Annotated in this window: 9 protein-coding genes; 6 read left to right on the top strand and 3 right to left on the bottom strand. The window is 36.8% G+C overall.

The features are described from left to right. Nucleotides 1–131 precede the first annotated feature (131 nt). The gene (gene thrB, locus U8519_RS08705; protein WP_334329937.1) at nt 132–1,007 is read right to left on the bottom strand and encodes a homoserine kinase; all 876 of its coding nucleotides are present in this window, start codon (nt 1,005–1,007) and stop codon (nt 132–134) included. Beyond that, nucleotides 994–2,481 carry a threonine synthase gene (gene thrC, locus U8519_RS08700; RefSeq protein ID WP_334329936.1) on the bottom strand — a complete coding sequence of 496 codons (1,488 nt, stop codon included), beginning with the start codon at nt 2,479–2,481 and terminating at the stop codon, nt 994–996. Before thrC ends, thrB begins: the two co-directional genes overlap by 14 nt. Before the next feature lie 102 nt (nt 2,482–2,583). Here thrC and U8519_RS08695 point away from each other — a divergent pair, with 102 nt between their 5' ends. The 5 genes from U8519_RS08695 to U8519_RS08675 all read left to right on the top strand — a co-directional run bounded on the left by U8519_RS08695 (nt 2,584) and on the right by U8519_RS08675 (nt 8,152). Next, nucleotides 2,584–3,756 (top strand): homoserine dehydrogenase, encoded by a 1,173-nt coding sequence (locus U8519_RS08695; RefSeq protein WP_334329935.1) that lies wholly within the window; start codon nt 2,584–2,586, stop codon nt 3,754–3,756. After that, nucleotides 3,756–5,057, top strand: a complete 1,302-nt coding sequence (locus U8519_RS08690) for an aspartate kinase (RefSeq protein WP_334329934.1) — start codon at nt 3,756–3,758, stop codon at nt 5,055–5,057. The genes U8519_RS08695 and U8519_RS08690 overlap by 1 nt, the downstream gene beginning before the upstream one ends. A 434-nt stretch (nt 5,058–5,491) precedes the next feature. Further along, on the top strand, nt 5,492–6,457 hold the full coding sequence (locus tag U8519_RS08685; protein ID WP_334329933.1) for an ABC transporter substrate-binding protein: 966 nt from the start codon (nt 5,492–5,494) through the stop codon (nt 6,455–6,457). A gap of 17 nt (nt 6,458–6,474) precedes the next feature. After that, nucleotides 6,475–7,452 carry an ABC transporter permease gene (locus U8519_RS08680; protein ID WP_334329932.1) on the top strand — a complete coding sequence of 326 codons (978 nt, stop codon included), beginning with the start codon at nt 6,475–6,477 and terminating at the stop codon, nt 7,450–7,452. Continuing rightward, nucleotides 7,376–8,152, top strand: a complete 777-nt coding sequence (locus U8519_RS08675) for an ABC transporter ATP-binding protein (protein ID WP_442892140.1) — start codon at nt 7,376–7,378, stop codon at nt 8,150–8,152. The genes U8519_RS08680 and U8519_RS08675 overlap by 77 nt, the downstream gene beginning before the upstream one ends. A gap of 76 nt (nt 8,153–8,228) precedes the next feature. Here U8519_RS08675 and U8519_RS08670 read toward each other — a convergent pair whose 3' ends face one another. Further along, nucleotides 8,229–10,010, bottom strand: a complete 1,782-nt coding sequence (locus U8519_RS08670) for an Ig-like domain-containing protein (protein WP_334329931.1) — start codon at nt 10,008–10,010, stop codon at nt 8,229–8,231. 441 nt (nt 10,011–10,451) lie between these two features. Here U8519_RS08670 and U8519_RS08665 point away from each other — a divergent pair, with 441 nt between their 5' ends. Continuing rightward, complete coding sequence (locus U8519_RS08665) at nt 10,452–12,734, top strand: L-type lectin-domain containing protein (protein WP_334329930.1); 2,283 nt, start codon at nt 10,452–10,454, stop codon at nt 12,732–12,734. Nucleotides 12,735–12,802 lie beyond the last annotated feature (68 nt).

The following is a 12,802-nucleotide window of genomic DNA, read 5'->3' as shown; positions in this document are numbered from 1 at the left end:
TTTGAACATGAATATCATTATAAGGGGTTAGATCAATTAAACAATTACGTACTTTAAAGTGCAGTAGGTACTAAAAAGTGCCCATAAGAAACAACACAGGGAGGTTGCCGTTTCTTATGGGCACTTTTAATTTAGATTATTTCAGCCGTTGCGCCGTTAGTATCAACTGTCAAAGGCTTGATTTGCCAGTTAGGGAAATCACTGGATATTCTGTTTGTTAAATCAGTGACTTGATTCTTTTGAGCAATTGCCATCAAAGTCGAACCACTACCGCTAATGTAGAGAATGACATTTTCTTCCTGACAAATTTTTAAGACTTGATCATAGTCAGGGATCAGTTTTTTACGATAAGGTTCGTGCATTTTATCGACGATTGCTGATTGAATCATCGGCATATTTCCGAGTTCTAAAGCTTTTATTAATACTCCTAAGTGGCCGATCTGATATATCGCTTCAGAATAACTCATGCTAGCAGGCAGAACTTCACGTGCTGCTTCAGTGCTGATGGGATAGTCGGGGATCATTGCTACAAATTGCAACTTATCGCTGACTTTATAATGTGCAACTTGAATATCACCATTGTGATTGATTGAAGCACAGAGTCCGCCATAAATTGCTGGCGATACGTTGTCAGGATGTCCTTCGATAGCAGTTGCCAGGTTTAGGATTTCTTCATCTGATAAGTTGTTATCGAACCAAGCGCTGGCACCCTTTAATCCAGCCACGATACAAACGGCTGAACTGCCTAATCCACGTGCGATAGGGATGTCATTGTCGATACTGATTTTGAGATTAGGGATGTCTTGTTTCATGTATCGACAACCACTAATGAAGGCTCGATAAATTAAATTATTTTCATTTTGGTATTTTTTGGGACAGCCAGTGATTTCAAGTTTTGAAGTGCTATTTTCGAAGTCAATTATTCCGTAGAATGAAACAGCTAAGCCTAAGCTATCGAAGCCGACACCGATATTGGCACTTGTAGCGGGAACTTTAATTCTTATCATACAGGTCAGCCTCAACTTTCATTTTGACATATTCGCGCATGTCGTCTTTTTTAATTACATCTTTGTGCAGAATCGGTAAATCCCAAACTCTGGCTAAATTTTGTGGAATTGGGACACCAGTATTTTTTTGAATGTCCTTCATTAACTGCAGATCATCATCTGAGTTGTTTTCAAGAATGGCATCCGCAACGACATTGACAAATTTATATGGACTGGCAGTACTCAACAGGATCGTTGGGCATGAATCGTCGATTTTTTGATAATCACGCATAACCTTGTAACCGACGGCTGTGTGTGGATCCATCAAATATTTATAGTCACTGTAGACCTCTTTGATCGATTCTTTGATTTCGTCATCAGTACTGTATCCACAATAGAAATCATCTTGAATGTTCTTCAATAATTGATCAGAAACTTGATATTTTCCATTCTTTTCTAGTTGGTTCATCAGTTTCTTGACGTATTCTGTGTCGCCGTTGCTCTTGTAATATAGCAATCTTTCAAAATTGCTCGATATTTGAATGTCCATACTTGGAGCAACTGTTTTGAAGAAGGGACGGTTGCGGTCATAAATACCACTGTTGAAGAAGTCAGTTAAGACGTTGTTTTCATTACTTGCAACGATGAATTTGTTAACAGGTAGTCCTAATTGTTTGGCCAGATAGCCTGCTAGAACATCACCGAAGTTACCAGTTGGAACGCTGAAGTTTACTTTATCACCGTTATGGATCTGCTTGTTCTCGACTAACTTCTTATATGAATAGAAGTAATAGACGATTTGTGGAATCAAGCGACCGATGTTAATTGAATTAGCACTTGATAAACTGATCTTATCGCCCAATTCTTTCTTTAAAGAAGCATCGTTGAGGATTTTTTTGACATTACTTTGAGCGTCGTCAAAGTTACCTTCAATAGCGGCAACTTCAGTATTATTGCCGTTAGTTGATGCCATCTGCAGTTGCTGAACTTTACTAACACCGTTATGTGGATAAAAAACAGTAATGGCAATTTTATCGGAATTTTTAAATCCTTCTAGAGCAGCCTTGCCAGTGTCGCCACTTGTGGCTGTTAAGATCATTACTCGTTTATCGGCAATTGAGTGTTTCATTAATTGTGGTAATAATTGTAGGCCGACATCTTTGAAGGCACTTGTTGGTCCGTGAAATAATTCTAATACGTGGAAGTTATCAACTTTAGTGACGGGGGTTATTTCGTCAGTATCAAAGCTTGAGCTATAAGCGTCATTAACACAGTTAGAGATCTCTTGATCAGAAAAATCTGGCAGTAATTGTCTCAAGACTAGTTTGGCAATATCTTGATAATTTTTGTTTGTCAATTCTTCTATATTAATAGATAAGTCATTGAAGTTTGGAAAGACGTATAATCCACCATCGTCAGAGAATCCTCTGCGAATAGCTTCTTTAGCTGAAATTTTAACTTGGTCATTTCTTGTACTTGTATATAAATTATTCATTGTCCTAACCCCTTGCAAATTGAATGTTATTATGATAACTTGTTTTTAAATAAAAAACAAGTGTTTACTAATAATGAACACAGAAATTAGGAGGTTATTACCATGAACATAGCTATTTTGGGATTTGGTACAGTTGGTAAGGGCGTTTATGAAATAGTAAAGAAGGCTAATGGTAAGACCGAAAGCCTCCATGTTGCTCATATTTTGATTCGCAAGAACAAAAAACGCAGCTTGCCAGAAATGACAGATAATATAGATGATATCTTAAACGATAATGATTTGGACGTAGTTGTCGAAGCAATTGGTGGAATTGAACCGGCTCACGAATATATTCTCAATGCTTTGAAGCACAAGAAACATGTTATTACAGCAAACAAGGCGGTTATTGCTCTTTATCTCAAAGAATTCACAGAGGCAGCTCGAAATAACGGAGTTAAATTTTATTTTGAAGCCAGTGTCGGTGGCGGTATTCCTTGGATTCAGGGCTTAGAGAAGGCATTGAGAATCGATCAAGTTAATTCTATTGAAGGTATTTTCAATGGTACAAGTAATTTTATTTTGGATCAGATGAGTAAGTACGGACAGTCATTTGCTGAAGTTCTTAAAGAGGCTCAAAAACTAGGTTATGCCGAAGCTGATCCGAGTGCTGATATTGACGGGATCGATGTTGCTAATAAATTATCGATCAGTGCTGATATAGCTTATAACATTGATATTTCAGATCAAGATAAAATGCCTATTTTTGGAATTCGCAATATCAGTGCCAGTGATATTGAATATTTTGCTAAAAAAGGTCTGTCGATCAAGTTGATCGGTAAAACTCATCAACGTGAGAACAAATTCGATTATATTGTTGAACCAACACTATTCTTGAGCCATACTCTCGAAGCAAATACACCAGATAATTACAACTTGATTTCGTTGAACGGTGATACAATTGGTAAGCTTGACTTCTTCGGACAGGGTGCAGGTATGCTACCCACAGCCAATGCAGTTGTTCAAGATATTTTGGATATTAAAGAATCAAAAAATCATTTGATCCGAGACTTTGATAGTAAAGTTGAATATTGTTCGAATCTGACAAAGAGCGATTACTTAGTACGTTCCTCAGTTGATGTTAGTGATATTTTTGCAGATTACAAAGTCTATCATGAAGGGAACTTCCTACGTGTTGAGCAAATATCAGCAGGTGCGATGCATGACTTGATGAAAGAAGTTCTTTCCTGTGACAGTAAAGCCTTTATGGCTAGTTTACCCATGGAGGTAGTTGCATAATGAAAGTTGTAAAATTTGGTGGAAGCTCTGTAGCAGATGCAGAGCAATTTTCAAAAGTAAAAGCAATCATCAATGATGACAGTGATCGCAAAGTAGTTGTTGTCAGTGCTGCTGGTAAGAGTCGCAATGAAAAAATAAAGATCACTGACTTGTTAATAGAACTTGATAAGCTAAGAATTAGTGGATCAGATTATTCGAATATTTTGAATAAAATTATGCAAAGATTCTTGAGGATCAAAAGTGAACTAGGGATCAACTTCGATATTGAAAGTGAAATTAGAAAAATCGAGGTTAATCTAGCCAACTGCTCTAGTGATTATTTGATTTCTCGTGGCGAATATTTAACAGCCCAATTGATGGCATCATATTTAGGATTTAAGTTTATTGATTCAGCTAGTTTTATGATGTTTTCGAAAAATGAAATTGATTTGAATGCAACATCAAAGGAATTCCATAAATTGTATTCAGAGACTGATAAAGTCGTGATACCAGGATTTTATGGTAATCAGAATGGAAATATCAAATTAATGCAGCGTGGTGGTAGTGATATTTCTGGAGCTATTTTAGCTAATATCTTGAATGCTGACTTATATGAGAATTGGACAGATGTCTCAGGAATTTTGATGGCTGATCCTCGAATCGTCAGCAAGTGCAAACGAATCGATTCTCTGACATACGGAGAGTTACAAGAGTTGTCATATATGGGTTTCAACGTCTTTCAAGAAGAAGCCGTGCAACCAGTTAGAGTTAAGAATATTCCGACAAAAATCCTTAATACAAACAACCCGCACAGTGGCGGAACATTAGTTGTCGATAGGATCAAAAGGGATAGTAAGCAATTGATTACAGGAATTGCCGGCAAAAAGAATTACACAATTATTACTGTAAAAAAATATCAGCTGAACAAGCATCTCGATATTTTACAAAAAGTTCTATCGATCTTCCAAAAGCACAATTTGATTGTCGATTCAGTACCATCAGGAACAGATTCATTCAGATTTTTATTGCCACAGACGGAATTAAAAGGTGTTCTTAATTCAGTCTTGTCAGAATTAAAAAATAATTGTAATTTGGACGATGTATTTCTTAATGACAATATCGCTCTGATTGCGGCAGTTTCAACAGAATTGAGCAAGCGCCCAGCCATTGCAGGACGAATCATGCAATATTTGGATAAAAGTTTGATCAATATCAGATTGGTAATTCAAGAAGGCAGTGATATGAAAGTTGTCTTTGGAGTTTCTAATGCTGATTATGAAAAAACAATATCAAATATTTATAAAAATGCTGTTGGTCAATAAAAAGCCTTACTATCAGTATTTGAGACAATGAATTAAATTAAAGAAACACTCATAATATTATTTAAATATTAAATTAATTGTTGACAGCATATTTTTTACATGGTTTACTAGTCATTGTAAATTAAAGACATGAAAGGAAAGGTAATTAGCTATGATAAAACTGAATTGCAGTACGAAACATTTGAATAGTCAATTTGCCTTTAGCTTTTTCTTTAGATAGCGTTTGTGTTCAGTCAACTGGATGCGAACGCAGAAGCAGTAGCGTTCGTATCTATTGATTGGCTAAAGTTTTTGAACATGTCATGAAGCCAGATAGATACGGGTAAAATCTATCTGGAGACAAATATTCGGGCCCGATGTTTAAACCAGATGGATTTTTCTAAATCTATCTGGTTTTTTATTTACCTTTTTTAATTATCGGGAGGATATTACTTATGAAAAAATACTTAATGGGATTAATTACAATAATTATGGCAACGGTGGTATTAGCCGGTTGCTCATCTTCAAAATCAGACGATAAAACACTTAATGTTGGTATTTTACAAATTGTTCAACACGGTTCATTGGATGCTGCTAGAAGCGGCTTCAAGTCAGGATTATCCGAGGCAGTCAAAAAACACGACAAATCAATGAAAGTCAAGTATACATATATGAATGCTCAAGGAGATCAGTCAAATGTTAATTCGATGAGTCAGCAATTAACTCAAAAGAAACCTGACCTCATGTTGGCAATTGGTACACAAGCTGCCCAAGGACTTGCTAAGAAAACTAAGACAACACCGATCATCATTACAGCCGTAACTGATCCAAAGGGTGCAGGCTTAGTCAAAGCAAATGATAAACCAGGTACTAATGTCACCGGAGCCAGTGATAAATCACCGGTTGAAAAACAAATTAAATTATTAAAATCAATTACTAAAAATGATAAACCAATCGGCATTATGTATGATTCATCAGAAGAAAATTCAGTCTTGCAAGTTAAGCGAGCTAAGAAATATGCCAAAGCAAATAATATTTCAATCAAGACAGTCAGCGTAACAAGTACTAATGATGTTGCTAGTGCTGTATCGGGGATGAAAGATACAGTTTCAGGAATATACCTACCAACAGATAACTTAATGGCAAGTTCAATGAAGACAATCGGTAAAAAAGCTAAAGAAGCTAATTTACCAGTTGTAACAGGTTCAATTGAAATGGCACAAGATGGCGGTACAACAACTTACGGAATCAATTATAAGGATCTTGGTAAACAAGCTGGAGAGATGGCTTATCAAGTATTGATTAATAAAAAGAAGCCAGAAACAATGGCAGTCGAGACTTCAAAAACTTTGAGATTGTATGTGAATAAGGATAATGCTAAGGCAATCGGTATCGATCCAAGTTCGATCACGAAACCATAAAAGAGAGGTAAACAGCTATGCTTATATCTAGTTTGGGACAAGGTTTATTATGGGCACCGTTAGTTATCGGTGTTTTCATTACATTTAGAATATTAGATATTCCAGATCTAACGACCGAAGGCAGTTTTCCCTTTGGCGCTGCAGTTACTATCAGTTTGATGTTACACGGCCAATCTACTTTTGTAGCGACGATGGCTGGCTTTGTTGCTGGATGTTTAGCAGGTGTGGTCACGGGGATCTTGGATACTAAGCTTAAGATTCCTTCATTGTTGGCAGGAATTTTAACTATGACAGGTTTGTATTCAGTCAACATGCATATTATGGGCAAGTCCAATATTCCGTTATTGGATCAGAAGGTTTTAACTAATTATTTACCAGGAAACCTAGATCCTGATATTCAAACAATTATTGTTGGCTTGATCATTGTCTCAATTGTGGTGGCACTCTTGTACAGTTTGTTCAAGACTAGACTAGGTTTGTCACTTATGGCAACTGGTAATAATAAGGCCATGAGTTCTGCTAATGGTATCAAAACTGACGGGATGATCATCTTTGGTTATATGATCTCAAACGGTTTGATTGCACTGTCAGGTTCCTTGATTGCGCAGAGTAACGGTTATGCAGATATCGGAATGGGTATTGGGACGATCGTTATAGGATTAGCTTCAGTCTTAGTGGGAGAAATCTTTTTGCGAGGACGCAAGATTATGGTTAGACTGTTAGCTATGGTATTTGGAGCTATTGTGTATCGCTTATTACTTACAATAGCTATGGGATTAGGATTCCCACCAGATGATCTGAAGATTCTTTCAGCAATCATTCTGGTAATCGTTATCTGTGTACCAATTATTCAAAACCGTATCAAAACTAAGCGACAATTAAAGCAATATTTAGCACAACTATCGGAAGGTGAAAATTATGAACAACGGGATGAAATCAGAAACATTAGTAGTCGAAAACTTACAAAAGGTATTCTTTCCGGGAACCGAGAATGAGAAACATATCTTAAAAAATGTCAGTTTAAAAGTTTATGACGGCGATTTTATCTCTGTTATTGGTAATAACGGTGCGGGTAAATCAACTTTACTAAATACCATTGCCGGCACGTTACCAGTTGATGCGGGAAGAATCGTCTTAGAAAAGCATGACGTAGCTAAAAAATCAGTTGCCTATCGTGCTCGATGGATGTCCAGAGTGTTTCAGGACCCCAAGATGGGTACAGCGGGAGATTTAAGTGTCGCTGAAAATTTAGTTTTGGCACAGAGTCATACGAATACAATTAGTCTTCGTCGATATAAAAAAGCCGATAAGTGGAATAGGTATCATGAATTATTGAAGACTTTGTATATGGGCTTGGAAGATAGACTCGAGACGCAAGTTAAGTATTTGTCAGGTGGGCAGCGACAAGCACTGTCATTATTGATGGCAACTTTGAGTAAGCCTAAACTGTTGTTACTCGATGAGCACACTGCGGCATTGGATCCAAAGACTAGTAGCGATGTAATGAAAATAACTCAAGATATCGTTACTCATGAAGGGTTGACTACGATGATGATCACCCACAAAATGTCGGATGCTTTGAAGTATGGCAATCGGCTAGTTATGGTTCAAGATGGTCAGATTAAATTGGATGTAAAAGGTGAAGAAAAGCAAAATTTACGTTCAGAGGATTTAGTTAAGTTATTTCAAGAATAACCAAAAAAACACGTTCAATCACAATAGTAAGTGGTTGAACGTGTTTTTAATTTTTAGAATTAAATTTTATAGTGTTTTATTTTAATCTGTAACGACGAATGAAGATGAAGCTTAATCCGGCAATTAATAATAAGATACCTAATAGTAATGCAGAGTGATTTTCTTTCTCACCAGTTTGTGGGAATTTGTTCATTGCTGCAGGGTTACTTGATTTAGCTACGTTGCTTGAAATTACGTTACTAGGTAGATAAGTCATAGTCTTTTGATCGTTATTGTTAGTTACAGGAAGGCCAGATTGTTCATCGCTTAAGATATCTAAGCTATTTTCTGTGATTGGCTCAGTGTTTGTTGAACCTTCAGTAGCTGCTTCTCCAGAATTAGAAGTTTCAGGTTTTGCAGGTTCTGTTATAACTGGTTTTTCTGATTCAGAAGTACCAGGTTCTTCGGGTTCAGAAGTACCAGGTTCTTCGGGTTCAGAAGTACCAGGTTCTTCGGGTTCAGAAGTACCAGGTTCTTCGGGTTCAGAAGTACCAGGTTGTTCGGGCTCAGAAGTACCAGGTTCTTCGGGTTCAGAAGTACCGGGCTCTTCGGGTTCTGTGGTACCGGGTTGTTCGGGCTCAGTTGTACCAGGTTGTTCAGGTTCAGAAGTACCGGGTTCTTCAGGTTCAGAAGTACCGGGCTCTTCAGGTTCAGAAGTACCGGGTTCTTCGGGCTCAGAAGTACCGGGTTCTTCAGGCTCAGAAGTACCGGGCTCTTCAGGCTCTGTAGTACCAGGTTCTTCAGGCTCTGTAGTGCCAGGTTCTTCAGGCTCTGTAGTACCAGGTTGTTCAGGTTCAGAAGTACCAGGCTCTTCAGGTTCTGTAGTGCCAGGTTCTTCAGGCTCTGTGGTACCAGGTTCTTCGGGTTCTGTGGTACCGGGTTCTTCAGGTTCAGAAGTACCAGGCTCTTCAGGTTCAGTTGTACCAGGTTCTTCGGGCTCTGTAGTACCAGGCTCTTCAGGTTCAGTAACATCTGGACGTGTTACTGTAGCTGTGGCCGAACCAGAATTTCCGTTATCATCGGTATAATCGACTTGATTATCAAAGCTATCTGCACCCGTAGGACTGTTTGTAGTGGTTTGATATGTAAGATTCAAATCACCAATATAATTACCGGTAGCTTGGATCGTCATTACGTTGTTATCCATAGATAACGTATATGGTATTTCATATCCTAAAGCATCAGTAAGTTTTGCGCTATCGGGCACATAGGTCTGATTAGAACCAATCGTATCAGTGAATACTGGGTTGACTAGTTCATTACCACTAGCGATAACATTGACCTGCCAATTAATCGTATTAGGGTTATTTTCATCGACCCAGGAACCACTCTTATTAACTGTGATAGGTGATAGAGACTGATTTGTATCGGGAACTGTACCATTTACAGTTATATAGATATAACCTCTACGTGATATAGTCGCAACTGAAAACGCAGAGTTGAAAGTAACAACACCGATGTTTGATCCTTCAGTAATAGTTGCAGTACCAATGGAACCAACAATGGGATTCTTCATTGTAAAAGTATTGCTGTGATCTACTCTGACATTATCAGGAATTTGAAAAGTCATAGTATCACCAGGCGACATTTTTACGCTATTTGGAATTGACCAAGTATATCTGACTGTATATTGTTGATCTTCAGGCAATTCCGCATCATGTGAAATTGTATTGCCATCACTATCTACGATAACGGCGCTATTAGCATCAACACCGACAGCTTCAGTCACTTCACGAGCTTGGCTAATGGACGTTGACGTGACCAGTACTAGAAGAAAGGCTGTTAACGATGCTAATAACAGTGAAAAAATCTTCTTCATAAAAAAACCTCCTTCGTAACATCCCCTTCACTAAAAAATTTCTTTCCCTAATGCCCAACTTCAATCTAACATTTCTTATTTATGGATAATAATAATTTGCACTAATGAATATATCAGAAAAGTTTTTTAAAATATATTTTTGAAAATATAAAGTAGCTATAAAGGTGTATTTAATAGTGATTATAGAATACTTCTAAAACTATTTATTTTTCATCAATGTATACATATTGACATGTTTAAAATAAGCAAATCGTTTGATAATGTATTGTCGAATTGAATGCTTTTTCAAGAAGATAATTATGCATTTTAGCGATTAATATTTATTTATAAATAGCATCTTATTTAAATCAATTACGATTATTTAAATAACAAATCTGGCCAATTATCTGTTACACTAACTACTTAAAAATGTTGAGTGACAACTAACAAGAGAGTATGTGTATGGTTATGTATAAATCGCTACGTGTAATTATACTTACGTTATTCGTTTTTCTTTTTGCATTGATTACTGCTCAAACTACCTTGGCTGCCAAGAAGCCGCCGTCAAATAACAATAATAACCAAAATATCGAACTACCAGTTGATACCATGCCTGGGGATCCAGATGATCTTCATCATGCTTTAGAAACGGCACCACGTGGGATGGATATATTGGAGCGGAGTTTTGTTCAAGGGAAGTTTTATAAATCTCAAGATGTTGATAAAAAATATAATTTAAATGCATCTAAAGTGATTCATCGTAACCCAGATTCAGACGATAGGACGGGAATATTACGGGTTACACACGGTAAGAATCAATTGGGATCTATTTGGGGTAATGTTGAAGGTAATAATTATTTTGATGTAACAAAATTCCAAACAATGTCGATGTGGGTTTATTTTGGACATCCTCAAGATCCAGCTGATGATAAAACAGTCGGTGACGGGATGGCTTTGGTATTTCAAAATGACGATAGAGGTGCTGATGCCATTTCTACATATAATGGGAATCCAGCTTATGGTGAGACGCTTGGTGTTTGGGGAGCTGATTTTAATAATAAAGTTATAGTATCTTCAAAAGAAATCGCTCAAACGGCAATTCAAAAAAGTTTTGCGATCGAATTTGATACTTATTTGAATGTTAGAAAAAACTTTGATCAGTTAAATGGAGAGGGAGTTTCGTTTGACATAAATAATCCCAACAGCAAACATATTGCAGTTAATTATCCAGGTTCTCCGAAATCTTATGAACCTGGAGTGGCCCCAAGCGGCGTGAAGAGAAAACAATATTTTAAATTAAATCATAAATATGGTATGGAATTTATGAAAATGACGGATTCAAATTGGCATCATATCACGATACAGTGGAATCCTAAACAACAGACTTTAAGTATGAAATACGACGATAAAAATCTAGATGGAACAAAAAAAGCCACTCAATACGTTTGGAATGAAATAAGAGTTGATTTAAATAAGTTTGAGTTAAACGGTTCTAATAAATTGAGATGGGGTTTCACAGGCTCAACTGGTGGGCGATTTGAGAATAATTTAATTGTTTTCGAGTCGATACCATCATACGTTAATGCCGACTTGGATATTTCGATTCGGAATAATTCAAAAAACAAAATGATATCAGAACAGGACAATCGTGTTGAAGTAGGGGATGATTTAACATTTATTTATAATCTGAACTATAAAGAAGGCTCAAAGAATTGGGAACAAATACTGGCAGATATAGATATTCCTGAGAATGTTGTTTTGAATTCTGCCACTGTTACGTATAAAGGTGATGAAAAAAATCCTGAAGCTATTTCGATCGATTCAGTTGAAAATAATAAATTGAAGTTTAATTTATCACGTGCTTTGTCAGAAAATGTACCCCAGGCCACCATTGAATTGCATGCCAAAGCTGCTAAGGTCGATAGATCCACGACAGTATTATCGGCACATGCACGATTTGAAAGTGATAATTTAATTGTAGATGAGGACACACCGTCATTCAAAATTGATGTCCCATCATTGATCATGTCTATCAATCCGTCAGGTATTATAGAATTTAATTCATTGAAAAATGTTCCGGATGTCATGGAATTTCATGGAGAAATAAGCCTTGCTAGCGGTCAAAAATTCAATTCTAAGAATATAACGGTTTATTATGATGTTAATGGTAATCCTAGTGCAATACCTCTTGGTAATTCGTATGTAAGTAGAGCAAAATTTGTTCTATATGTTGAACGAGAAAAATTACACGTTGGACAGAATGTGATAACTGTCAGTGCAAAAGACGGTCGCTTTAACAGAACGAAGGAATTTGAAATCATAATTAATATCGGTGGTGGTTTAGAGTTTGGCACTGTACATAGTGAAGTGTCCTTTGTTCCTATAATGGCCGGATTAGACAAGCAATTTATACAACGCCAAGAGGGGTGGAAGATTGAAGTAGTAGATAGTCGTGATATGGGTCAGTCGTGGCAATTACAAGCAAGAGCTGAAAAAATGATAAGCAGTAATAATGATATTTTAGAAGGGGATATTGTTTACAAAGATGACAATGGCATTGCCAAAGAACTGCATGAATATACGACGATTTTTTCACACGTGAAATCTAGCGAAAATGTTCAAACCATTGATGTGGCTAGTACGTGGGAAAATGATAATGGGATTTTATTGCGGTTGAATGGAGGATCATCTAGTGCGGGGAGATATACCGGTAAAATTCATTGGTGTTTAGTAGATAGCATGTAATCATATAATTTTAATTATTAAAGGCTATAACAAATTCGCTTAAGATATATACCTAGCTCATGAGATTT

The organism is Companilactobacillus sp. HBUAS59699 (assembly GCF_036913575.1).
Lineage (GTDB): Bacteria > Bacillota > Bacilli > Lactobacillales > Lactobacillaceae > Companilactobacillus.
This window is presented reverse-complemented; position numbering and strand designations above follow the sequence as displayed.

Coding starts and splice junctions, on each gene's coding strand:
- U8519_RS08685 (WP_334329933.1), top strand. CDS start 5,492: ATGAAAAAATACTTAATGGGATTAATTACAATAATTATGGCAACGGTG.
- U8519_RS08675 (WP_442892140.1), top strand. CDS start 7,376: ATGAACAACGGGATGAAATCAGAAACATTAGTAGTCGAAAACTTACAA.
- thrB (WP_334329937.1), bottom strand. CDS start 1,007: ATGATAAGAATTAAAGTTCCCGCTACAAGTGCCAATATCGGTGTCGGC.
- U8519_RS08690 (WP_334329934.1), top strand. CDS start 3,756: ATGAAAGTTGTAAAATTTGGTGGAAGCTCTGTAGCAGATGCAGAGCAA.
- U8519_RS08680 (WP_334329932.1), top strand. CDS start 6,475: ATGCTTATATCTAGTTTGGGACAAGGTTTATTATGGGCACCGTTAGTT.
- thrC (WP_334329936.1), bottom strand. CDS start 2,481: ATGAATAATTTATATACAAGTACAAGAAATGACCAAGTTAAAATTTCA.
- U8519_RS08695 (WP_334329935.1), top strand. CDS start 2,584: ATGAACATAGCTATTTTGGGATTTGGTACAGTTGGTAAGGGCGTTTAT.
- U8519_RS08665 (WP_334329930.1), top strand. CDS start 10,452: ATGGTTATGTATAAATCGCTACGTGTAATTATACTTACGTTATTCGTT.
- U8519_RS08670 (WP_334329931.1), bottom strand. CDS start 10,010: ATGAAGAAGATTTTTTCACTGTTATTAGCATCGTTAACAGCCTTTCTT.